Source organism: Capnocytophaga endodontalis (assembly GCF_002209445.1).
Lineage (GTDB): Bacteria > Bacteroidota > Bacteroidia > Flavobacteriales > Flavobacteriaceae > Capnocytophaga > Capnocytophaga periodontitidis.
Genome location: NZ_CP022022.1, coordinates 1725425 through 1750084, shown reverse-complemented (window position 1 = coordinate 1750084; position 24660 = coordinate 1725425). Strand labels below are relative to the sequence as shown.

The 24660-nt window shown below is 31.9% G+C and carries 23 protein-coding genes and 2 tRNA genes; 8 read left to right on the top strand and 17 right to left on the bottom strand.

What is annotated here, in order from left to right:
* Nucleotides 1-12: 12 nt before the first annotated feature.
* The 3 genes from CBG49_RS07800 to CBG49_RS07790 are packed head-to-tail and all read right to left on the bottom strand — an operon-like array spanning nucleotide 13 to nucleotide 3157.
* Nucleotides 13-1074: a hypothetical protein gene (locus tag CBG49_RS07800; protein ID WP_088594056.1), complete on the bottom strand. Its 1062-nt coding sequence runs from the start codon at nucleotides 1072-1074 to the stop codon at nucleotides 13-15.
* 11 nt (nucleotides 1075-1085) lie between these two features.
* On the bottom strand, nucleotides 1086-1964 hold the full coding sequence (gene rfbA / locus CBG49_RS07795) for a glucose-1-phosphate thymidylyltransferase RfbA (protein WP_088594055.1): 879 nt from the start codon (nucleotides 1962-1964) through the stop codon (nucleotides 1086-1088).
* A gap of 20 nt (nucleotides 1965-1984) precedes the next feature.
* The gene (locus CBG49_RS07790; protein ID WP_088594054.1) at nucleotides 1985-3157 is read right to left on the bottom strand and encodes a metallophosphoesterase; all 1173 of its coding nucleotides are present in this window, start codon (nucleotides 3155-3157) and stop codon (nucleotides 1985-1987) included.
* Nucleotides 3158-3289: 132 nt separating this feature from the next.
* On the opposite strand from CBG49_RS07790, the gene CBG49_RS07785 reads away from it, so the two are divergent.
* Nucleotides 3290-4363: a glycoside hydrolase family 6 protein gene (locus CBG49_RS07785; RefSeq protein WP_088594053.1), complete on the top strand. Its 1074-nt coding sequence runs from the start codon at nucleotides 3290-3292 to the stop codon at nucleotides 4361-4363.
* A gap of 16 nt (nucleotides 4364-4379) precedes the next feature.
* Here the strand turns inward: CBG49_RS07785 and CBG49_RS07780 are convergent, their stop codons facing one another.
* Entirely contained in the window at nucleotides 4380-4973 is a 594-nt protein-coding gene (locus CBG49_RS07780; protein WP_088594052.1) for a M15 family metallopeptidase, read from the bottom strand.
* Nucleotides 4974-5107: 134 nt separating this feature from the next.
* A complete protein-coding gene (locus CBG49_RS07775; protein WP_002678807.1) occupies nucleotides 5108-6040 on the bottom strand; it encodes a malate dehydrogenase in 933 nt (310 codons plus the stop codon).
* A gap of 201 nt (nucleotides 6041-6241) precedes the next feature.
* Here CBG49_RS07775 and bioD point away from each other — a divergent pair, with 201 nt between their 5' ends.
* The 6 genes from bioD to CBG49_RS07745 all read left to right on the top strand — a co-directional run bounded on the left by bioD (nucleotide 6242) and on the right by CBG49_RS07745 (nucleotide 9713).
* The gene (bioD, locus tag CBG49_RS07770) at nucleotides 6242-6853 is read left to right on the top strand and encodes a dethiobiotin synthase (protein ID WP_088594051.1); all 612 of its coding nucleotides are present in this window, start codon (nucleotides 6242-6244) and stop codon (nucleotides 6851-6853) included.
* Nucleotides 6854-6869: 16 nt separating this feature from the next.
* Nucleotides 6870-8663, top strand: coding sequence for an arginine--tRNA ligase (gene argS / locus CBG49_RS07765; RefSeq protein ID WP_088594050.1), 1794 nt, complete (start codon nucleotides 6870-6872; stop codon nucleotides 8661-8663).
* 135 nt (nucleotides 8664-8798) lie between these two features.
* Nucleotides 8799-8871 (top strand) — tRNA-Gly (locus CBG49_RS07760).
* Nucleotides 8872-8894: 23 nt separating this feature from the next.
* A tRNA-Leu gene (locus CBG49_RS07755) sits at nucleotides 8895-8980 on the top strand.
* A gap of 204 nt (nucleotides 8981-9184) precedes the next feature.
* Entirely contained in the window at nucleotides 9185-9433 is a 249-nt protein-coding gene (locus CBG49_RS07750; protein ID WP_088594049.1) for a hypothetical protein, read from the top strand.
* A complete protein-coding gene (locus CBG49_RS07745) occupies nucleotides 9411-9713 on the top strand; it encodes a type II toxin-antitoxin system RelE/ParE family toxin (RefSeq protein WP_088594048.1) in 303 nt (100 codons plus the stop codon). The genes CBG49_RS07750 and CBG49_RS07745 overlap by 23 nt, the downstream gene beginning before the upstream one ends.
* Before the next feature lie 63 nt (nucleotides 9714-9776).
* Here the strand turns inward: CBG49_RS07745 and CBG49_RS07740 are convergent, their stop codons facing one another.
* The 12 genes from CBG49_RS07740 to CBG49_RS07685 all read right to left on the bottom strand — a co-directional run bounded on the left by CBG49_RS07740 (nucleotide 9777) and on the right by CBG49_RS07685 (nucleotide 24091).
* Nucleotides 9777-10520, bottom strand: coding sequence for a hypothetical protein (locus CBG49_RS07740; RefSeq protein WP_088594047.1), 744 nt, complete (start codon nucleotides 10518-10520; stop codon nucleotides 9777-9779).
* Between the two features lie 10 nt (nucleotides 10521-10530).
* Complete coding sequence (locus CBG49_RS07735) at nucleotides 10531-12522, bottom strand: SIR2 family NAD-dependent protein deacylase (protein ID WP_088594046.1); 1992 nt, start codon at nucleotides 12520-12522, stop codon at nucleotides 10531-10533.
* 16 nt (nucleotides 12523-12538) lie between these two features.
* Nucleotides 12539-14398, bottom strand: coding sequence for an AAA family ATPase (locus CBG49_RS07730; RefSeq protein ID WP_088594045.1), 1860 nt, complete (start codon nucleotides 14396-14398; stop codon nucleotides 12539-12541).
* A gap of 5 nt (nucleotides 14399-14403) precedes the next feature.
* The gene (locus tag CBG49_RS07725; protein ID WP_088594044.1) at nucleotides 14404-15378 is read right to left on the bottom strand and encodes a hypothetical protein; all 975 of its coding nucleotides are present in this window, start codon (nucleotides 15376-15378) and stop codon (nucleotides 14404-14406) included.
* A 2-nt stretch (nucleotides 15379-15380) separates the two neighbouring features.
* Complete coding sequence (locus CBG49_RS07720; RefSeq protein ID WP_088594043.1) at nucleotides 15381-17294, bottom strand: AAA family ATPase; 1914 nt, start codon at nucleotides 17292-17294, stop codon at nucleotides 15381-15383.
* Nucleotides 17295-17382: 88 nt separating this feature from the next.
* Nucleotides 17383-18489, bottom strand: a complete 1107-nt coding sequence (locus CBG49_RS15795) for an OB-fold protein (protein WP_157668380.1) — start codon at nucleotides 18487-18489, stop codon at nucleotides 17383-17385.
* A 506-nt stretch (nucleotides 18490-18995) separates the two neighbouring features.
* A complete protein-coding gene (locus tag CBG49_RS07710; protein WP_088594042.1) occupies nucleotides 18996-20315 on the bottom strand; it encodes a phage terminase large subunit in 1320 nt (439 codons plus the stop codon).
* A gap of 11 nt (nucleotides 20316-20326) precedes the next feature.
* Nucleotides 20327-20641: a hypothetical protein gene (locus tag CBG49_RS07705; RefSeq protein ID WP_009418136.1), complete on the bottom strand. Its 315-nt coding sequence runs from the start codon at nucleotides 20639-20641 to the stop codon at nucleotides 20327-20329.
* Between the two features lie 46 nt (nucleotides 20642-20687).
* Nucleotides 20688-21647 (bottom strand): hypothetical protein, encoded by a 960-nt coding sequence (locus tag CBG49_RS07700; protein WP_088594041.1) that lies wholly within the window; start codon nucleotides 21645-21647, stop codon nucleotides 20688-20690.
* Between the two features lie 38 nt (nucleotides 21648-21685).
* Complete coding sequence (locus CBG49_RS07695) at nucleotides 21686-21967, bottom strand: helix-turn-helix domain-containing protein (protein ID WP_088594040.1); 282 nt, start codon at nucleotides 21965-21967, stop codon at nucleotides 21686-21688.
* A gap of 102 nt (nucleotides 21968-22069) precedes the next feature.
* A complete protein-coding gene (locus tag CBG49_RS07690; protein WP_088594039.1) occupies nucleotides 22070-22708 on the bottom strand; it encodes an RteC domain-containing protein in 639 nt (212 codons plus the stop codon).
* Between the two features lie 30 nt (nucleotides 22709-22738).
* Entirely contained in the window at nucleotides 22739-24091 is a 1353-nt protein-coding gene (locus CBG49_RS07685) for a tyrosine-type recombinase/integrase (RefSeq protein ID WP_088594038.1), read from the bottom strand.
* Between the two features lie 293 nt (nucleotides 24092-24384).
* Here CBG49_RS07685 and CBG49_RS07680 point away from each other — a divergent pair, with 293 nt between their 5' ends.
* Nucleotides 24385-24570, top strand: coding sequence for a hypothetical protein (locus CBG49_RS07680; RefSeq protein WP_088594037.1), 186 nt, complete (start codon nucleotides 24385-24387; stop codon nucleotides 24568-24570).
* Nucleotides 24571-24660 lie beyond the last annotated feature (90 nt).

Sequence of the window (24660 nt, the reverse complement as noted above, 5' to 3'; positions counted from 1 at the left end):
GAAGGTTACGAGCTACAAACTCGCACCAGCATTTGTATAAAACTCAATCATTTTAGTTTCATCAAAAGTTTGAGAATCGTATGAAAGTTTTTTCATTGTCTTTTCATTGGTGTGATAGAGATAAACCCCGTTTTTATCTTTAAAATAGTAGTTGTATTCTACCTCTGCCCAATCGCCACTGGGATTTATAACATCTACTACAGAGCCCACAAAGGTCATAGTATCGAAATCGCAAATATTTTCTATAATTTTATCTTCTATCAGCAATTTATCCTTTGAGGCAAAACACAATTGCAAATCTTTTATTTCAGAAGTAAGGGGTACACGTCTTACAAGTCTCGCTTTGAACACATTTCGCCTATTATCTATTTCATAATATCGTATTTCATCATCCACCAGAACAAAGGGCTGTAATTGATGTTGATAAGACTCTCTACCTTTATTAGTGTATTTTTTATGAGTTATCAATGTTATATAGTTTTTGTTCTTGAGACGATGCCATTTATTACTATAAAACTCATCTTCCTTATAATAGTCTTTTCCATCATAGTACCAATCTTTTTGTAATAGGCTTGATTTTTCTTTTTGCGGAGAGGAAAGTTGCTCAATGGGACTATTGATAAGTTCTTTTTTGATAGGTTGCTCCCTATCATAAGGGTTATAACTGACTCTGTACCAAACTCCATCGATAAGAAAATTCTGGCTACCCAAAAACTTAGTAACACTTGCTACTGTAAAAACTTTTTCAGGGGTGATTTTTTCCCTACTATTATAAAAAATATGACTGTTCACAAAGTAATACCAAGTATCATCAGCAATAAGCAAATGATTGGTATCTCTACCTTCAGTTACTGATACAAAATAAGCATTTTTTCCAATGCTATTAGGCAATAACACTTTTTTATATTCAGCAATACTAATACCATTAGGATCTCTTGCTATTTTCACTAAAAACAACCTCCCCTTCTCATTCTTCACTTGATACTCCTGCGTAGTATGCCAGTTATAACTATCACTCGCCTGCAAAAAGAAAGTAGTAATGAGGGTTAAGATAAGTGTTACAAAAGGTTTCATTTTGTTAATTATCAATTGTTCATTGTTAACTGCAAAAGGTATTGCCCATATTGGTTTTTGAGCATTGGCTTGGCGAGTTCTTGCAGTTTTTCGGCGGTAATCCACCCCTTGCGATAGGCTATTTCTTCCAAACAAGAAATTTTGAGTCCTTGGCGTTTTTCTAAAGTCTCCACAAAGTTAGATGCTTCGCTAAGTGAATCGTGAGTACCCGTATCAAGCCACGCAAAACCACGTCCTAAAAGTTGTACTTTTAGTTCACCGTCATTTAGGAACACTTGATTCACAGTAGTAATCTCTAATTCACCTCGTGCTGAAGGTTTGATACTTTTAGCTACTTTCACCACCTTATTAGGATAGAAATAAAGCCCCACTACTGCATAGTTAGATTTGGGTTGTGCTGGTTTTTCCTCAATGCTAAGTACATTACCTGCATTGTCAAACTCGGCTACTCCATAGCGTTCAGGGTCTTTTACGTAATAACCAAAAACAGTAGCTTTACGTTCTTTCGTTACATTTTCTACTGCTTGAAAAAGCATTTTTGAAAAACTCTGTCCGTAGAAAATATTGTCGCCTAATACCAAACACACATCATCATCTCCTATAAACTCTTCTCCTATGATAAACGCTTGAGCTAAGCCATCGGGACTGGGTTGTTCGGCATAACTAAGGCAAATGCCAAAATCAGAGCCATCACCTAACAGGCGCTCAAAACCTGGTAAATCTTGAGGGGTAGAAATTACCAATATCTCACGGATGCCTGAGAGCATCAACACCGATAGTGGGTAGTAAATCATTGGTTTATCATAAATAGGGAGTAATTGTTTAGAAACTCCTTTTGTAATAGGGTAAAGGCGTGTACCTGAACCTCCTGCTAATATAATTCCTTTCATTAGTTATTAATGTTTAGTTGTTAATCATCATCTTCAGGTATTTCAGCATTCTCAATAATAACTGACTTTTCTCCCTTGCTATTTACTTTATATTCGTTGCCATTCTCTATCAACAATCCTTGTATTACCCCTTTAGCGTGTGCTACATCAAGATCGATAACACGTTTGTTCATCAGGTAGGTTACCTCACTGTGAAGAGTATGCCCTATAACAAACTTACCTACTTGCCAACGTTCTAAAATAGTTTTGGACTCGGTTGTATCAATAGTTTGTTTGCCCCAACCTCTGTACCACGTAGGACTTATACCAAACTGATAGAGAATACTATACAAGCTATCTTTACATTTTCGTGCTTTTAGATTATCAAAATAGTAGTCACGGGCTTTATCATTTAGTTCTTGTACAGTGAGTCCTAAATTGGAAATTTCTATAGAGATACCAGCGTGTACAAACACATAATCACCTATTTTTTCAACGATATTTTTGGTAGCCAACCAGCGTCCTAATTCTGTATTAGGTTTGTAGAAATGTAAATATTCATCTTGTAATAAAGAAGCATTCTGGAAGTATTTTTTGCGCACATAGCGGAAGTCGTTATTCATATTCATCAAGTCGTGGTTGCCAAGTATAAAATGTACTTTACCCCCTGCTTTTTCAGCTTGTTGTTCTAAATGATAGATAAGCCAAAGTGTTTGTGTAACCCAAAGTCCGCGATCAAAAAAATCACCTACCGTCACTAAATGCCCCTTACCATATTTCCATTGGTATTTAGCATTCATCACCCCATTAGCTATCAAAAACTGCTTAAAAGCCTCAAATTCACCTTCGATGTCCGAAATAGCAATGAGTTTTTCAGGCATATTATACACTGCTGTTTCATTCTTTAATTCTTTTTTAATTCTAAAACTAAAAGATTCTTTATCACTGAGTTGTGCTGTGAATTTTTTACCTTTGATATCCTTAGTAAATGTTTGAATAGACGGTAATGCTACACCTTTTTTTTCACCAACTTGTTTTACAACAATCCCTTTATCAGTATAAAAAATATAAGGTCCATCAAAGCCTGCTTTAGAGTTATCTTTGTGCAGACGAGCCTGACTGAGAATAGGCATTAACTCTTGTGCTTGTAACCTATTATTGTCTAAAACAAAACAGCATAAAAACGCTAAAAAAGTAATATATGTTTTTTTCATTAGATAAAAAGTGAAAAACTTTGGCAAAGGTATAGTATTTATTTGAAAATAACAAATTTACAGATTAGTAAATTTGCAAAATCAAAAATAAAGCACTACCTTTGTAGCCTTAAAACATTTAAAAAGAAAATTATGAATAAATTAGTATCCTTAGTGACTTTGTTATTACTAACAATCGCTTGTGAAAAATCAGGGGAAGACAACACCCCCTCTACACAGACTTCTACTACACAAATACCTTATGATTGGGATTTCTATTTGGAACCTTCTCGCTTAAATGCAGTGAAAAAGGAGCCTAATATAGAACTGAAAAAGCTGTATTACCAAGTGTATGGTACGCCCTGCGGAGGTTGGTATGACGGCGGTGTTAGTCCTGGTAGTGGTGGTAAAGAGAAAAATGACCGTTGGCTTAAAAACTTCGTTGAAGGAGCTGAACGTGCCCGCAAAACGCCTATTGTGGTGCTTTACGGTATTCCCAATCGCGATTGTGGGTCGTTTTCAAAAGGAGGGCACCCTAATGCTGCTTCTTACAAAGAGTGGATAGACCGCGTAAGTGCCATTATTGGACAACGCCGTGCGGTGGTTATTATTGAGCCTGATGCCATTAACTACTGCGGTCACCCAAGAGGCTCAGCTAAATACAATGAGCGTGCTGAACTGCTTAGTTACGTCGCTGAAAAACTAAATAAGAACAACCCTAAAGTAATGAGTTATATTCATGCTGGGAATTCTGTTTTGGTTACCCAACATCCTGAAACTGTTGCCAATGCTATTATAGATGGAGGCTTAAAATATATGCGTGGTTTTGCACTGAATGTTTCGGGAGTGGGAGGTACTGCTGAAGAACAAGCTGGAGCTGAGAAGTTTGTAGCTTATTTAGCTACTAAAGGTTTCAAAAATACACATTATGTTATTGACACAGGGCGCAGTGGTATAAATCGTCCTAAACACCAAAATGCTAATGCTCCTTATAACTCTTGCAACAACTTCAATGCAGCTTTAGGTCCGCGTAGCACTACCAAAACCACTGGGGCACACGCCGATGCTTATTTGTGGATTAACGGAGGAGGTGGCTCTGACGGTGAATGTAAAATGGGAGCCCCTGCAGCGGGAGAACCTTATCCTGAATATACTCGTGCTTTAGTTAACAACGCAATCAGAGTTAAAAGCATACAAATTTTAGAACTTCCTAACAATCTCAAATAACTACCATTATTCGTAATTATTCACATTGCCATTGAAAGTTTTCTACTTTGGATTGCATTTCAGGGCGGTATTCGTAATGCCACCATTCCGAATAAATAGATTTGAAGTTGTATTTATTGAGTATATCTTTCAGCAACTTGCGATTTTTAAGTACTTTTTTAGAAAGAGTGGTACAAGTATGATGGGCTTTCTCACCAAAAAAATCAAAAGGAGTGCCCATATCCAATTCTTTACCATCCTTATCTACTAAAGTGAGATCGACTGCTGCTCCACGATTGTGTTTAGAACCTTTGGCAGGATTGGCTACATAATGAGTACCTGGAAGTATTTCCCACATCTTTTTTTGTACTTCAAGAGGTCTATAGCAATCAAATAGTTTAATGCGATATCCCAAAGTTTTAAACTCCTCATTAGCTTTTACCAAGGCTTCCGCTGTTCTTTTGCGCAGATAGCATTCTCCACACTCATAAACAGCTTGTTTAAGGAAGTTATCAGGAGTTGCATATTTCATATCAAATACAAAATCGGAAGAAAGACTTTTGAGGAGCACAAAATCAGTTTGTTGTGCCGTAGCAATAAAAGTGACAAAAAATGCAAGAATATATTTCATAAATAAAAGAATTTTTAATAGTTATAAGTATCTTTACGAATTACCCCCTTCGGTGAACGGGAACACCAAATAAAATAAAAGCGACTTTTTTCGGAAAAGTCGCTTTTATTCTAATTTTAAAGTCTTAAGGCAGACTATAACACACTTGCTAAAGCTTTATTTACTTCACGTACAGCTTCAGTACTTTCTGCAAATTTAGCTTTTTCAGCATCATTGAGTTTTACCTCTACAATTTTTTCAACTCCATCTCTACCGATAATTACAGGAACCCCTACGCACACATCTTTTTGTCCGTATTCACCTTCGAGTAACACTGAGCAAGGGAAAAGTTTCTTTTGGTCGCAAGCGATTGCCTGTACTAAAGCTGATACAGCAGCTCCTGGAGCATACCAAGCTGAAGTTCCTAAAAGTTTAGTAAGGGTAGCACCACCTACTTTAGTATCTTCGGCTACTTGGTTAAGACGGTCAGCACTCAAAAACTCAGTTACTGGTACACCACGATAGCTTGCCAAACGTGTAAGAGGTAACATACCACTATCACTGTGAGCAGCAATTACCATACCATCTACATCTGAAATCGGACTGTTAAGCGCTTCTGCCAAGCGGTATTTAAAGCGTGCGCTATCAAGTGCTCCACCCATACCGATGATGTGGTTTTTAGGTAATTTAGTAGCTTTGTGTACCAAATAAGCCATAGTGTCCATAGGGTTGCTCACTACAATTACAATCACATTAGGTGAATATTTCACCAATTGTTCAACAACTGATTTCACAATGTTTGCATTGGTACCAATAAGCTCTTCACGAGTCATACCTGGTTTACGAGGAATACCAGAGGTAATCACAGCTACATCACTGCCTGCAGTTTTTGAATAATCATTGGTTACCCCTGTAATACGAGTATCAAACCCATTGAGGGAAGCGGTTTGCATCAAATCCATAGCTTTACCTTCCGCAAAACCTTCTTTGATGTCAATTAATACTACTTCAGACGCGAAGTCTTTAATAGCAATGTACTCTGCGCAACTTGCTCCTACGGCACCTGCGCCTACTACTGTAACTTTCATATAATCTATTATTTAAAAATGATGAGTTATAAAAAACTCAATCAATGGTTATTTTCAAGCCACAAAAGTAGAAAGTTTCTAATAATTGTGCAAATATTTTTAAGAAAATTTTTGGATTTTAAAAACTAAAAACTAATCGCTATTTTTTGCTCATTTGCCAATTACTTTGTACTTTTGCACTCTCAAAACAAACCATTCAAAATGAAAGACACTTATTTTGTGGTGGGCATTTCCACCGAAGTTGGCAAAACCATCGTTTCAGCAATTCTTACAGAGGCTTTTCAAGCTGATTATTGGAAACCTATACAATCAGGCGATTTAGAAAACTCAGACACCGACAAAGTAAAACGACTTATCAGCAATACACACACTGTATTTCACCCTAATAGCTATGGATTACACACTCCTGCAAGTCCACATCTTTCAGCTCAATTAGACGGTGTGCGAATTGAGCTTTCTAAAATTGTACGCCCTGAAACTAATAATACACTTGTTATAGAAGCAGCAGGCGGATTGTATGTTCCTCTCAATGAAAAAGATATGATGCTTGACCTAATTCATCCTACGGATAAAGTCATTTTAGTTTCTCGTCATTATTTGGGTAGTATCAACCATACGTTACTCACTTACGAAACACTAAAAAACAGAGGGTTAAACATTCATAGTATAGTATTTAGTGGCTCCCCTACCCCATCTACTGAAGAAGTGATTTTACACCATACTAACTTGCCTGTATTATTACATATTGATGAAGAACCTTATTTTGACAAACGAGTTATTTCAGAATACGCTACAAAAATTAACACCCCTTGAGATTGATAATTAATATATGCAAAATTTAAACGACATCCTAAAACAACATATACTACAAGCCGTACAAGAACTGTACAACGTAAGTTTAGAAAATGTAGAATTGCAGCAAACTAAAAAAGAGTTTGTAGGTGATGTGACCCTCGTGGTCTTCTCGCTTTTACGCCACATCAAAGGCAATCCTGTGCAGATAGGCGAACAAATAGGAACTTACCTCAAAGAAAAAGTAGGCAACTTAGTAACTGATTTCAATGTGATTAAAGGCTTTCTAAACCTTGTTATCGCTGATACTTATTACCTCAACTTTTTAACAGAAATAAAAGACAATCCTCTGTTTGGATTAGCAACACCTAATAGTAAAGAGGCTATTTTAGTAGAATACTCATCTCCTAACACTAATAAACCTTTGCACTTAGGACATATTCGCAACAACCTTTTAGGTTATTCAGTAGCCGAAATCTTAAAAGCTGCCGGACATAAAGTGTATAAAACCCAAATCATCAACGATAGAGGAATACACATTTGCAAATCTATGGTAGCTTGGCAACGTTTTGGCAATGGAGAAACTCCTGAAAACACAGGGTTAAAAGGAGATAAACTGGTAGGAAACTACTATGTAGCATTTGATAAAGCGTATAAAGAAGAAATACAAGAACTAATAGCTCAAGGAAAATCCAAAGAAGAAGCTGAAAAACAAGCACCTATATTTGTAGCAGCTCAAGAGATGCTTCGCCAATGGGAAGCAGGAGCCCCTGAAGTAATGAAACTTTGGAAACAAATGAACGGATGGGTATACGATGGATTTGCTGTTACTTATAAGAATTTAGGAGTAGATTTCGACTCGTACTACTACGAAAGCAATACCTATTTATTAGGAAAAGACATCGTAGAACAAGGTCTACAAAAAGGGGTATTCTTCAAAAAAGAAGATGGCTCTGTTTGGTGCGATCTCACCGCCGATGGTTTAGATGAGAAGTTGGTACTCCGCGCCGATGGTACTTCAGTATATATAACCCAAGATATGGGTACTGCCATTCAACGTGTGAAGGACTATCCCGATGTGAAAGGAATGGTTTATACTGTGGGTAACGAACAAGACTACCACTTCAAAGTACTTTTTCTTATTTTGAAAAAATTAGGTTACGATTGGGCTTCACACTTGTACCACCTCAGCTATGGTATGGTAGATTTGCCTAGTGGAAAGATGAAAAGCCGTGAAGGAACCGTTGTAGATGCCGATGACTTAATCGCTGAAATGGAACAGACTGCTAAAGTAATTTCACAGGAACTCGGCAAACTCGATGGCTATACCCAAGCACAAAAAGAAGCTTTGTATCACACTATTGGCTTAGGAGCCCTAAAATACTATATATTAAAGGTAGATCCTAAAAAACGTATTTTATTTGATCCTAAAGAATCTATCGATTTTCAAGGAAATACAGGACCATTTATCCAATACACATACGCTCGTATCCAATCTATTTTGCGTAAATATGCTGAAACGAACAATAGCAAAGAAGTAACTGTTATACAACCTGATACTCTACAAGAAAAAGAAAAAAACTTACTGAAAAGCATCACCCTTTTCCCTTCTATTGTGCAAGATGCTGCTGATAATTATAGCCCTGCTGTGGTCGCTAATTACGTATACGATTTGGTAAAAGACTTCAATTCATTCTACCAAAACGTTTCCATTTTAGGTGAAGAAGACACTAACAAACGCCATTTTAGAGTAGCTCTGAGCAAAAAAATAGGTGAAATCATCGCAGAATCTTTTAAAATGTTAGGAATACAAGTACCTGAAAGAATGTAGGTTATAAAAAATATGTAAAAAAGTTAAAAAAAAGTTGCTCAAAAATTTGCAGGAATGAATATTTGTCGTACCTTTGCACCGCAAATGAGAAACAAAATAACTCTTCAGATGCAAGTTTATTGAAACAATTTATATGCGAAAATAGCTCAGTTGGTAGAGCGCAACCTTGCCAAGGTTGAGGTCGCGGGTTCGAACCCCGTTTTTCGCTCTTTTTTTATGTCTATCATAAAGGCTCGGATGGTGGAATCGGTAGACACGCTGGACTTAAAATCCAGTGGGCAGTAATGCCTGTGCGGGTTCAAGTCCCGCTCCGAGTACAAGTTTGCTTTTTAAGTGCTTAGTATTTAATTGGTTAGGTTTTAGAAAGTGTGATTTTTCCCAACATTTTCCCAACAATTTGAAAAAAGTACATTTCTTGAGGGATGTTTCTCTTCAAGAAATAAAGTGAGAAAATTAAAAAATCATTACTTTTTCAAGTAGTGATTTTTTTGCTTTTATGTAACCCTTAAAAATATTTGACTATGGAAACAGCTGTAACATTTGCTACCTCTGATGTAGGAAAATTAAATTCGATAAAAGATTTTATAAGGTCTTTAAATGTCTCTATCATTCAAGAAGAGGACATACCTCAGCCTATTGAAATGACGCCAAGATTAATGAAATACTTAGAAGAGTTGGAAGCAGATAACACTCCATTTGACCAATGTGAGGATTCGTATGTAATGGTTAATAGACTTGCATCTAAATATGGACTTACTTTACAGAATTAGTAATACACCACGAGCTGAGTTTGAGCTTGAGAGTGCAATCAACTATTACCAAGAAGTTGCTAATGATAGAATAGCTGAGAACTTTATCAATGAGTTTGTAAGAATCTTGGATTTTATAAAAACTTTCCCTTTTCAGCGAAGATATAAAGGTGATTTAAGAGGTGTTTCAATGAGGAAATACCCTTACATTGTGTTTTATGTAGTAGACGAGATAGAAAGAGAAATTATCATTAAAGGGGTGTTTAACACATACCAAGATGTTAGTAAATACCCTGAATAAAAAATATGAAAGGCTATCTAAATTTTGTTTAGGTAGCCTTCTTTTATTAGAATAGAGATAGAATTAATCCTTAAAATATTCAAAATGGCTGAGACTTTTAATTTTCAATATTAGAAAATTGTTATTACTTTCTAAAAGTCCAAAAATAGCAAAGCAATAAGTATCTTCTCCAAAATCGAATTTTTCCTTTGTTTGTTTATCTCCTGCTAAATCAATTTTAAACCTATATTTACCATTTTCTCTAAAAATGAGAGATTTTGTCTTAAACTTCTCTCCCGTTTCTTTGTTCTCTCTCTCTTTTACTTCTGTTTCTTCAATTTTAGCTTTACCATAGATAACAATATAGTCTCCTTGATATTCGAGCTTGTTTTTTAACAAGTTAGATATATGAACTCTTTTTATTGTATTTACTTCTTGAGTTTTATTTTTATTATTTATAGACTTTTTAGGGTTATTATTTATTTCTTGTTTACTTTTTAGAGATTCAGAATTTTGTCTATGAAGCAAGTTTAAAGCATTTCTCAAATTCATCTCTATTAAGAACTTTAAACGTTCTTTATCTACTTCTTTTTCACTCTTTATAAGCTTTACTACCTCTTGATTAGGCATAAATTCTTCATAGAAAGAACAACCTTCTGAATGGTATTCTTTATTATTCACCCTAAAAAAAGTTTTCTTTTGTTGTCTTACAATGTGAACAGGAGCTTCACAACACTCAGGACAATATATTTTAAAACGATGTAATTCATCTTTATATTGTTGAACTGATATATATTCTCCTGTTTCTTTTATATATGCTGTTTTCATATCTTTGTGTTTAATTATTAAATGTTATTATAGCTCTTTTAGAGCGACTTTCAACAATAGGAGATATTGTTCTATCATTTATTATTTCTTCATAATTTGAAATAAAAGCATCTGATATTTGCATTCTTACTTCTCCCATCTTAAAAGTTTGATTATGAATAACTATATCATCTAAGTTTTCAGTGAAACGCAATGCAAAATTATCTTTATATTCTGTATAGTCAAAACATTCTGGTTTTAGAGGGATTTTAGGATTTTTTTCCTCTATAGGGCTATTAAATTTTGCAATTATTTTCTCTAAAAGATTAAAATTGTTAGAAGTAACATCATTAATATTAATATTAGAGAAACGAAGATTTCCCAATCTTTCAATTTCCTTTAGTTTTTTAAAATAATTGAAATAAAAGTGATTCATTTCATAGAGAGATTTAAATCCTTCTTTTAAATTTCCTCCAATAGATTTTTTAGAGTCAAAAATTTTATGTTCTCTTATATAAACAGAAAACGACTGTCCTTCTGAGAAATATTCAATCAGTTCAAAGAAAGAAATTTGTTTAGAAATATTATTAATTTGTTTTGATTCTCTATAGTAAAGAATTGCTCTTGTAGCTTCTTCTGTTGATATACAGGTTTCTATTTCTATTTGATTATCATAAAGTTGAACAATTACCTTTACTCTTCTTTCAATTAAATTCAAAAAGACAACTTTTATCCTTACATCATTAAATTCCTTTTTATTTTCAAAAATAATATCTACTTGTTCATCAAAAGATGGTAATAGGATAAGTGTTAGATTTTTAATACTATTGATATCCATAAAATTGATACCGTTTATATTAAGAGAAAAATCATCACCTAAAAACTTTTTATCAATAGTAATTCCCTCAGAAATGTCTTCTCCGCTTATTGAATTTTCTAATATATTGTTTTTTTCAAGGGTATTAATAACATTTGTTGCTATCTTTACGTCTTTAACTACTCCTTCAGAGGCACTTCCAGTACTTATTAATCCTTTTAATTTATTGATTCCTTCAAAAGAATCACTCACAGAAAACGACATCTCTATTTTTGTGTCTTTACCTTCTATCCCTGTAAGATTTTTTACAATGTTTTTCCCTATTGAAGAATCTAATTCTATTTCAGATTTCAATCCAAAATTACCTATAAACTCAGAATAAATATCAGATGATATATATTTATTCTTAAAGTCGTTTGTGATATTTTTTGTTAGATATTCTATCAGCTCTTCAAAGAGTTTTTCTCCTGTAAGAGAAATAGGATGTATCTTTGCTCTAATTAATTTTTTTGATTTAGTAGTAGATATATTCGGAGCTACAAAATAACATTCTTTACCATTTTCTCCTATTTTGTCTCTTATTTTATTGAAAACGACCTCAACATTGGTATCCTCTAAACTATATCCAATGAATAGAATGCTCTTAGTAGCAATTATTCCTTTGATAATACTCCAAATTGTATTTTGTTCTGTATCTTTGCTAAAAAAATTATTATAATCTGACTCTGTTATAATTATGGAATTAGGAGCTGATAAATCTCCGTGTATTTTAAAGAGATTCACTTTTTTATCATCTATATACGGAGTATGGTCATCAGAGAAAATTATATTTAGTTTACCGCTACCATATACACTTTCAAATAGACTATCATAATTAGTTGTTATTATATTTCTGAAATGAGGTATTTGAGAAATAACCTTATGCGTTTCTGTTGATAAAAAATCTCTTCTGAAAGTATCTTTTAAGGTTTGAATAATATAATTTCTATTTCCTTTAAGCACACAAATTTCATCTGCCAAATGAGATAGTTCTGATTCTTTTCCAACTTCTTCTTTTTCTAAAGGAGTTAGACCTTCGTATAGAATCTCCCTAAGCTGTACTCCTGATGGCAAACCAGCATACAAAGACAAGCCAGCTCCTGCCCAAAGAACCACTTCTCCTTTACTTATAGCCTGAAATAGACTTTCTTTATACATAGATTCCATATAATGACTACTTATTTTATTTAATTTCTATTTCTATACCTAATTGCTCAGCAAGAGCCTTTATTTTTTCTTCACTTTTTTCTCTCTCCTTATCAGGATATTTTTCATAGTACATTTCTACTAATTTATTCCTTAATATAGGCTCATCTATTAATCTTATAGTTTTTAAAATATCTTCCTTATCTTGAGTTATCCATCTAATCACCTCATTAATCTTGTTCTTTGCAAACTCTCCTATAAGATTTTCCATAAAGAAAGAATTAGATAATAGAGTAGTTATATTAGCTCCAAAAGTTTTAAAGTCCTTTTTATCACCTAAAAATAGAACATTTTGTTTTGGTATATCTGACAATATAAAGGGAGAATGCGTACAGAATAAGATATTAATTCCTTTTATTTTAGGTATATGAGTGCCTTTTTTCAAACTATCAAGACGTTCCAAAAGTTCAAATACAAATCTTCTTTGGTATTCAGGGTGAAAATAGAGTTCTATTTCATCAAAAATAATATTGATGTACTCATATTTATTTTTTTGTTCTTTTGAGCTATGTACTGAATTGACATTGAGTATATGATACAATACAGACTGCATTGTATGTACTAAATGTTGTTCTCCTGAACTCAGTACATTTATATTTGATACTGAATCATTGTTATTTGTATCATTCTTTACATTAATAATAAAACGATAGCAACCAATAGGAATTAACTCATCTTTTTTAAGATTAGACACATCAATTTCTTTAATCCTTTTTATAAGGTCATTTATTTTGAGTTTAAAGTGTAATACTCCATCCTTTTTTTTCTCCCATTTAGAGTCATTATCCTCTCTTAATAGATTAAAGCGTATGATATTAAGTACTTGTCTTAATTTTAAAGTAATATGACTTTTATCTCCTTCAAGTTTTTCTAAGAATGTTGGAGAGACTTCTTTTTCAAGAAAAGGAGCTATACCCTTATATTCTTTATAGACTTCTGAAATCTTTTTTACTTTACATAGCAGATAATTCATCAACTCTTTAAAATGAGGAATTTTCTTTACCTCAATTTCTTTTAAGTTGTAGTTACTACCATAAAAAGCTTTGTATATCTGATTAAAAGTAGTAAAATTACCCTTTATTGATATATTCTGTTCTTCTGGTTTATTCTTATTAGTATCTAATTCAAAATAAACTGAATCAATTTCTTTACCGCTGAGAACTTCTTTATTATTAGTTAATAGAATATTGGTTATTAATCTTGTTTGAGCAAGGTGTAATTCTGAATTTACATCTATATTACCTTCTCTTCTATAAGGATTGATAACTAAAGGAGTTTGATAACCATCATTTTTATGGAATAGAGCAGAAATCCAATTACCTAAAACCTTCTCATTAAGTCCATATAAAGAATAATTAACAGCTATAGTATAGAAGAAAAAATCTTTTAATGTTTTGTCTTTTTGCTTCTTTGTTTTAGTCTTACTATTAATGTTATAACACTTTATTTCAGAGTTAATTATTTCAATCTCAAAATAATTGTTACCAATACTATAAAAGATTGCTACTTTCAATCCTTCTACATCTATAGCTTTACCATCTAAGATTTCTTTATCTAAAGCAATTACATAGCAGGATGCATATAAGAGTTCTAACAAACTACTCTTACCACTCCCATTCTTTCCTACTAATGCGGAAATCTGTATGTCTAACCCTGATTTTTCGTATAGATTCTCAGGGACTGAATCTTCACATTTAATTTCTGTAACCTTTCTATCTTCGTCCTCAAAGAAAGAGTAATCATTATAAAATTTGTATATTCTATCTTCTTCTAAGTTCTTTAAGAATCTTGCACTACACCCTTTAAGAGGGCGGATAGCTAATAATTTAAAACTCATTCTATTTAAATAATTCCTAACTCTGTTAATATATCTTTTTTCAATTTGCTAAGAGGTCGTCTATCAAATTTATCTTCTTCATAATGAACTCCAAAAGCCAAGCGGTAAACTTCCTCTTTGCTGAGGTTTACCCCCTTTAAAGAATTATTGAGAATCTCAATATATTTATCAGAATACGCTTGACGTATTTGTATTAAATCTTTCACTTCATCTTCGTGAGCTTTATAGATATTTTCCAATTGAAATACTTTTACTGAATCACGGGAAAAATTATCTTCTGTATTAATTTTAATTTTGTAATCATCATAACTTTTATAATTATAGCTGAATGTAGCTTTTAAGTTACTTACTGAATTATAAGGATGAAAGTGAGAATCTAACTTAAGTTCAGTTTTCCCTTTTACATTACTATTACATATATGACAACTTGGAATTAAATTGTAAAAAGACAATGCTAATAAAGAATATTGATTTTTGGGAAACCAATGGTCAAATTCAGGGCGAATTATTTTTTCTCGATTTTTAGTTATAACAGTTTTTGTATAAGTCCGATTACAATAGGGACAAGTAGGAATATCTAAGTTCTTTGCTAAATCATAGGCATCATACTCTTTTTTCTTCTTTGTAGTAAATTTCTTATAGCTAAATATCTTTTCTATCTCATTGTATACATTATCAAATATATTTTTCAAACGATTCTCTTCCTGAGAGAAGCCTCTGGTCTTAGTAATACGATTATAAGCTTCCCAATCTTCTATTTTAAAGTTTTCAATAACATTTTGAAAAAATAATTGGTTTAGTTGAAGTAGTTCTTCAGGCAAGCCTCCTAAAATACACTTTATTTTATCTTCTGTTAAAAAGGATTTTATCCCTGAATTATTTGAATCAGAAACAGATTTTGAAATTTTAGGAGTAAGACATTTTATATGATGTTCCCTTGCTTCTATTATATTAGCCTTAGTAATGTCTATTAGTATCATTGTTATTTTTTTTGATTCTGTAATTTTTCTATTTCTTTGTCTATCATTTCATTATAAAAAGTATTATCAGGTAGTAACTCGGTTATCATCTCTGAGAGTTTTAACTTAATTATTCTTTCATCTATCAACTCAATGACCTTTTTGTAATGAGTTAATTTTTTCTTACTTATTTTGGTTTTATTCTTATTCTTATTAATCCAATTTATTACTTCGTCTATTTTGCTTTTAGCAAAATTACCTATTAGTCCATCTTTTATGAAAAATGAATCAGCTAATAAGTCTGTTATGTTAGCTCCAAATGTTTTTTGAACCTCTAATGAAATTTTACATTTTACATCTTCTACTTTCTCTAAGAATATTACATTATGCTTTGGAATATCAGACAAGGTTAAGGGGTCGTGAGTTGTTAAGATAATTTGTAAATTAGGTTTGGAGTTTAGTTCTTCAAAAAAATAAGGAATAGACTTCAGTATGGTATTAATAAACCTTTTCTTCCACATAGGATGCAAGCCTAAATCTGCTTCATCTAATAAAAGAATAAAGGTCTTTTTATTAAATAATGTAATTGGTTTGGTCTTAAGAAAAAAATATAGTTTTGAAAAGAAATTAAGAATAGCAAACTCACCAGAGCTCATATTTCTATAAACATTAATATTTATAAATTCATATAAATTTAAATTCTTATCTTCATTTTCTTTAAAATAAGCAACTAAATTCCTAACACACTCTCTATGTAAATTAATAATTGGTTTTATATCATTAAGTTTAGTGTGGAGTGTTTGGTTAGTAATATCTCTTGGATTTGAAATTGGCAATAAAACTTTATCTATTTCATTGAATAGTCGATAATATAATTTTTCGTCAAAAATCTTATTTTTTCTACCTCTATTAACATAAGAATTTTCAAGGAAGAGTAAGAATAAATGTTCTGCGTTAAGTTTTTTATTAGTAAATAACTCTTCTTTTTCAACTTCTCCTTCCTCTAAATAAAAATTTCCGGCATCTTCTTCTAACATTCTACATATTACTGATAATATAGACCGTATGATAAAATTTTTTAAAAGATATTTATTAACCTCATCTTGATTTGTTACATTATTATTCTTATCAAAAATCCGTATTTTATACCAATCTCTTCCCTCTTCTTCTAATTTTTCTTTAATTTGAGTTATAATACCTCTAAATTGTGATGGTGTATTCCAAAATTCATCATCTAAAGAAAGGTCTCTAAATATTAAATCTACTTTATTATATTCTGATAGTTTAAAATGCTCTAAAATTTTTTTAAAAGACATAGAGCTCATAAATTCAATTATTCTAAGAGTATTTTTGAATTTCAACTCTTGGTGTAACTTATACTTCCACCCCTGCCCATTAGTTCCTTTTCTATCAATTTTATCTAAATCTTCTTTTATATATTCATCCAAAGAAATATCATATTTATCTAATTTATCAAAGCTTGAGTTGTATTTTAAGTCAAAATGAGGAGAATAATAAATAGACTGATAAGACTCTCTTTCATTTACTTTTTCTATTTCTTCTGCAGATTCTTTAGTATAAAAATATTTAAATAATGGAGTAGAATATAGTACTTTTGTTTTTCCTTCAATTTCTACTAAAACGACAGCTTCGCTGTAAGGAAAACCATTATGATTAGAAAAAATACTTCTGATTATATCTAAAATAGAAGACTTTCCAACTCCATTTTTTCCAACAATAGCACTTAGAAGTTCTATTTTAGAATCACTTTCTGAAATGTTGAAGAAGTTTGGTATATATTTCTTGTTTTTCTCACGAGAAATAATTAAACTTTCACCTATTTCTTTAAATGAATACAAATATTCTCCTCCAAAATTTAGGGTTAAAGGTTTACCTGTTAAATAACTATGTTCTTTTATATAAATACTTGCTATCATTTCATTTGCAAAAATTTTCGACAAAAGTAGTTATTATCCAACAAAAAAGCAAGCCTTTCAGCTTGCCTTTTGTTTAGGTATTTATTGACTACTCTAAAATCTTGCATTTATGAAGTATAACATCTCCTAATGTCATCCCTTTACAAGTTCCTACAATAGTGATTTTATCTCCTTTTGAAAGGTTTGAAATTTCATTATTACTATCTTTTGAGAAATAGAATCTCACATCTTTAATGAAAGTCCCTTTAAAAACAATAATAGGGTCATCTGAAAAACCGCTTTTTATGATTCGTTCAATAGTTCCTGTAATAGCTACTTTCTTTCCTTTGTATTTATTGTCAGCAGACACCTCATTGTCCTCATACTCACCACAAATTTCTTGTGGAGTAGTTTCTATATCTATATCAATATAGTAAGGACTATCAGGATATTTCTCTTTTAGATAGCTATTGTATCTATCTTTTCTTAGTAAATAAGAATATTGATTTTCAGGAATATTCCAGCTTGAGATACCCTTTTGTCTTGCTTCATAAATAGCATCTAACAGTTTCTTATTTTCAGTGTTAGGGTCTAACATTACAAATATTGGTGTCAAGTCGTAAGGGGCTATTTTTTTATCAGTAACACCATTTTTATCGGCTACAATTCCTCCTTCACCATAGTAACCATATTGCTTTTGGTATCTATCCATAACCTCAACCAATTCTCTTGTTAAACCTCCTTCTCCTTCTAATACGAATACATTCAATACAAAGTCTCTACTATCGGGAATAGCTTGCATTTTATCATCTATATCCATACTAAGATTGGATGATTTTCCCTCATTATACTGATTTGAAAGTAATTGAGATACTGCGTGCAAGACTAATAAATAATCTTTAGAAACAGTTTTCTTATCTACTAATTCTTTATATATACTGTTCTTTTTCAGATTAGTAATAGTGGTATCTCTATTTTTCTTAGTAACATCAGAAAGAGCTGAAATATCTTTTTCTGATTGTGATAGATATTTCTCATAAGGTATTTTAGAAATATCTGATTCTGAAGATGAACCACTACCTATATTATCCATATCAGGTGCAGTAGCACCTATGATAGCTAATAAGGCTACGTATGAAACGTACCTAACAGGTTTCTTTTGCCAAAAGCTGAATTTTTCTTTCAGTTTGTCGGAAATAGGAGGCAAAATAACCAAACCAAGAATAATTGAGCTTAAACCAGCTCCAACTGAACCTTCTGCAAAAGCTGCAAAACTACAGAGTAAAATTAATACTCCTAAAACATACTTAAATGTTTTCATAAGCTAAAAAACAATTTTTCTAATGCTTTTCAGCCCCTAAAAGCGGTTAGTAATATAAAATAAAAAAGCGTGGGACTGTATAACTTAATCTTATTTGTTCTCAGGTATCGCCAAACACCCGTACCCTAATAAGTACAGCCCACGCCGAAGCGTGAGCGTTTCTACTTATTATTTTGTAGGGTACTATAAAATTGGCGATTTTAAGAAGCACAAAATAAAAGCTAAACGCTAATATGTTTTTATGTTAAAAAATAATTTTTCTGTTCTATATACTTTTCTTTTAAAATGATGGGACAAAAGTAGTATTATTTTGTGATATTACAAAATTTTTAATAGTTATAATTTTTTTATCCTTCGCTTATCCTTCGCTGAAGGTTCGCTCATCTAATAAATAAAGAAAACTAAAGACCCCCACTAATAGCCATATACCATTTAATTCCTCCTCTATAAGTCTTTACCCAATTTGCATATACTAAACTATCTGCATAGTCAGGGCTTCTGCCTAAAAGCTTTTTAATAGCTTCTTTGCTAATAACCTTCACTTTCTTATCTGAATAGATTTCATACTGAATAGACTGCAATTCTAACTTTAGAGTTTCATCAGTGAGGTTACCTATTTGTCCGTTCATCATATCTCTTCGTAATTCATAGTACATTTGTGAGCGCAAATTAAAAGGTAAAAAGGCTTCTTCATATTGGCTTTCTTCTGGCTTTGAACCACCCTGTAATTCAATCACATCATAGCCTGCTGACTTTAAATTATCAACTACACCAGCACCCACTCCCACGCTATCTATTCCTACATAATTAGGGTCTATATTGTAGTCGTGAATAAGCTGTATGGTTCGTGTTACTATCTCTGTTATAGAAGTCTGTTCATAGCTCTCTATTAGCTCAATATTACCGTTTTTAAGAATTGTGAAGACGGTTTTATCATCTCCATACCTTGCCACATCAATCCCCATAGAAGTAACTTCTAAACTATTTTCTATTCGTTCAGCACTACTTATGATTACTTCACTTGAAATAAGCTGATTAATCATATCTAAAGCACTCCAATCAGCATAAAGATACTTCCTCAAAAACTTAGGATTATCTTTAAAGGCTTCCTTTAGAGTGATAACATACTCACTGTTTTCATCATAGTTATCTGTAGTTAAACTTTGGATATATACCTCATCAGGATTGGTAGACTGAATGAAAGTAGGAATAAGCCAACAAGGTTCAGGATTGCTGGTCAATCGCCCTTCATAGCGAGGTGTCTGCTTGTTGGGCAGCATCCAACGCAAACGAGTTTTGAGCATATTATACACCTCAACGGATACTTCATTAGCTTCATCAATCCCAAACCAACCTATCTCTAAACCTTTTATTTTTTGAAGCATTGGGTCTTTGGCTATATTGGCATCAAGAAACAGCAACTTTGAATCATTGATGAAGGTTACTTCTAAGCTCGTTTGATTAAAGCTCTTAATAATTTCCTTTGGGCAGATAGAAAAGAAGGTAACCAATGTAGTCCTACGGAGAACAGAGAGTTCCTTTCTCACAAGTACTAATCGGTTACCTTTGAATTTCATTGCATTTTTGATAGCCTCTGCACAAAGAAAATAGCTTTTCCCTCCACCTAAAGCCCCACCAAAGAGCATATACTTAGCTCTGCATTTATGAGCTATTACTTGCTTAGGCTTAGGCTGATAATAAAGTGAAAAGTCTATTCTCATAACGATTACTTTTAATCAGGTATATTACAGATGAACTCTATATTACCTGAATGTTCTACTTCTATTTTAAATAGCCCTTGTAGGGTAGTTAATTCTTTATTTACTGACAAGGCGGTTTTATAGTCCTTCTTCTCTATGCTCAATCTGTATAGCTCTTCATATCTTCTAACTGCTTTAGCATAATCATAAGCTACTTGCTTCTTTACTGATTGCTCTATGAGAGTTCTTGCTTTGCTGATGTAGGTATCTATTTGTCTATCTGATACTTTCCAAACATTTGAAGTATTTTGAAGTATCAAATCTCTATTATACCCTAAAATCAACATATTAACAACTTCCTTAATTCTTTGATTTACAATATGTTTACTTGACTTATTCATTCTTAACCTCCTTCTTTCTCAGTTCTTCTATAGTATGCTTGCAATTACTTTCAACCTTGTTATTAATCTCTTTTGCTAAAGGATGAATTTCAGTATTTTTAGGATTTCTAAAAGCACCTGTAATGATTTTCTTGCACCTGCTTTTATCCATAGGATTCTTAAATTTTCCTTCTCTGCTCCATTCCTCAATTTTTGTATAAGCCTCTTCTTCTGTCTGAAAATGAAGTTCTATGCCTTTATTCATTAGAAGAGTTTTGAATACTGTTGGTGTTATATATTTAGCATTTACCTCAGCCGAAATAATATGTTGCTTTTTGATTTTTCGATAATACTTGAAAAATGTATCTACTAAAAGCAAATATACTGAAGGTTGATACAAATGCTCTACTTTCATTTCTTCTATTTTGAACACATTAGAAATATTCTTTAGAACTCTAAGCTCTATCCTCAATATTTCCTGACTAATTATAATACTTCTTTTCTCTTTAATTTCTTTAGTTTTATTATAGATGGCGATAACTTTATTCTTAGTTTCAAAACGTACACCATCATCTTGCTCAAATCTTTTAAAATGAGGTAAATCTGTAAAAAGAGTATTACTATATTGACTTACAGGATTGTTAGTTTCTATATTCAAAGCTAAGTCTACTCTATATAACCTTGCTGAATGAAGATTGATAGCTAATGAATTACCTAACTTTTCAATAGCTTTATACAAATCATCATACTGAAGTATAGAAATATACCCCTTATAGTAATTGGAGATACTTCCTGAGAGATACATACCATAATCCCTATGATATTTTATACGAAAGTTCTTATAGTAACCTTCTTCCCAAAACTTAAACTTACCATTTCTTATAATAGTAAACCCTAAGTTTTGGGAATTAAAGTTAGCTATAAATTCAGCATTAGCAAAAATCCCAATAGTATCTATAGTAAAACCTAACATAACAAATATTGTATAAAAGTTAGACTTATTATATAGGACTATTTTTGTTTAAGTTCGATAAAAGCTCTCTCTACTTCATCTCGCTTGTAATACACTCGCCCTTGAATACCATAGGAAGTTAGTACTCCTCTATTTGTCCAATTGTTGAGAGTTGTTAGATTAATATCTAACATTTTTGCTACCTGTTTTCGTGTAAGGTACTGAGTTGGGGTTTTACATAGAATTTCCTCTTTTAACTGATTAAACTCTTGCTTTACACTTTCTTTTAATAAACTTTTTAGTTCATTAGTTGTAAGTTCTGTAATCTGAATTGTGTTCATAAAATATCTTTTAAAATTTTATGGTGCAAAGGAAGATAAAAAGAATACCCCCTCACTGCCTCGTGGGTAGTAAGGGGGTATAAAAATTAACTATTTTTAAGACTATTCGTCCTTATTTTTTATCCAATTCTCTACAGAATCTTGTAGCTCATCAATAAAAGGCGTAAGATTATTTGTACGCTTTCTAATAGTTTTTTTCCTTTCTGTATAGTCTATGTCTGTATCAAAAAATACTTTAAACCTTTCATAGATTTCTTTTTTGGATAAACTTGGCGGTAACACTCCTACTTCTATAAGACCTTCTATCAATTCTGTTAGTTGCAAATCATTACCTTTCCATTTTAAAATATTTTGAGATATTATGTTCTCAGAAGAATTTTTCTGCTTATTTACTATTCTTTGGAAAACTATTAATTTATATAATTCAAAAGGATAAGGTAATTCCATTAGGCTAAAGATATTTCTTTCTTTTCCTTTAGAATAAAAGTATTTACTATATTCATCAGGTAAATTATTAGTTCCTTTTCCTCTGATTAGGTCTTCTAATTCTTTCTCTGTAATAATTTCTCTATGATAATTGATATATGTCCCAATATCATTAGAAATTTTATCTAACAGAGAAGAAGATTTATCTCCATTAGTAAATTCATTTAGTATCTTCAGCATATCTGATTCTCCTAAAGTTCTTTTTACAATATAATCACAAACATCATAAATTTCCATAGCTTTATTTTCTTCCATAAGTCAAATTCTATTTAAATGTTATTTTTTTCAATAGTTTACAAGCATAGGTTTATTCACTTGTTCCAACTCCTGTAATTTATTCGCTGTTTGTGTTAGATAATCCATCTCTGTTTTACCTATGTAAGCAAGAAGTGTACTTTCTTTTGTATGTCCTGTCATTTTCATAATGAAGACGGTTTCTAATTTGCCATACAAATTTGTAGCAAATGACCGTCTACACGTATGAGTGCCCACTAATTGCCATTTTTCAAACACCCCTTTGACTGTACGTTTTACACCTTTACAAGGATACTCTCCTTTATTATTAGGTTCTATAATATTACCTTTATCATCTATCATACAAACTTTTGAATGTTCAATTGGCTCTGTAATTCCTGCTAATTTACAAACCTCTTTTATGTATTTGTCTAACTTCTGTACAGATATTTTATAAGGTAGTCCATTAGCTCTTATTTCATTTATTTCTTCCAATGCCCCTACAATAGGTATATGTACTTTTTTACCTGTTTTTTGTTGTTCTATTTGTATATACTCTCTTGTGTCAATATGCTTTATGAAATTTCTCTCTGTAATATTTAACAAGTCTCCTCCTCTTTGTCCTGTTAAACATCCTAAGAGCAGCCATTTACGAGCGTTATCCAAACTCTTATTCTCTATCTCACAAGTACGAATTTTTTGCAAATCAAGAAGATTAAGATATACAGGCGTTTCCTTATCAGGTGTTCCTTTAGCTATCTTTGCCAACTGAGGATGAGTTTCTATGCCTAATGTTTGTGCCTCGTTGCATACTGCCTTGAGATTATCTATAATTTTAAGAGCATAACTATCTTTATACCCTTTTTCTTTCATTAACCAACTCAGAAAATCTTTCTCAAAGGAGGTGTCTATATCTTTTGCTTTATAGTATTTTCGCCTCTTCTTCTCATAGGCTTTAAAAATATTTTTCAAAGTATGATATGCTTTCACTCGACTAACAGAAAGTCCTAATTTTCCCTTTCCATTTCTTCTTGCAGGAGCACTTTCTATGATATAATCAATCAGGTCTTGTATTAAATCACTTTGCCTTGTTTCTGTATCTGTTATTCGTTTAAAATGCAAATCTATTTTTGTCTGTAACCAATCAGAATTAATAACCTCTCCTTTTTCATCTACAGAGTTTAGGCTGTTCTCAATAAACACTCTTAATTTGTTTAATTGAACGCTGAGGTTTTTGTTGTCAGGAGTCGTTTGTTTAGGTTCTTTCTTTTTACTACTCCATTGATTAGGATTAATGTTTAATCCCGTTTTTTTCACAAAGTCTTTTCCTCTTCCTGTACTCAAACGTACATAAATAGAAGTAGGATTGCTATCACCTTTTATTAAGAATGTAACTGTTGGCATAATCGTATTTTTAAAACAACACTGCAAAAGTATAAATAAAAAATATTCTTTCCCAACATTTTCCCAACATTTTTTATATTATATACCATCTTATACCCTCTCATTAGACTTTCAGAGAGCTCCAATTTTCAATGTAAAAAATTGATTTATAAATGATTATATTTGATTTTAAGAGAGATGCATTTTTAAGAGAAACAATAGTTTACAGTCCCGCTCCGAGTACAACCTTTAATCACTACTTATAAGTAGTGATTTTTTTTTGCTTTTATGTAACCTTTAAAAATATTTTGACTATGGAAACAGCTGTAACCTTTGCTACCTCTGATGTAGATAAATTAAATTCAATAAAAGATTTTATAAGATCTTTAAATGTCTCTATCATTCAAGAAGAGGACATACCTCAGCCTATTGAAATGACACTAAGATTAGTAGATTTTCTTAATAAAATAGAGGCTCATAACACTCCTTTCGAGGAATGAGAAAATTTTGATATAATGATTAATGAAGTAGCTTCTGAATATGGAATTACCTTATAAAATAAAGTAGTACCTAAACTATGAAGAGATACC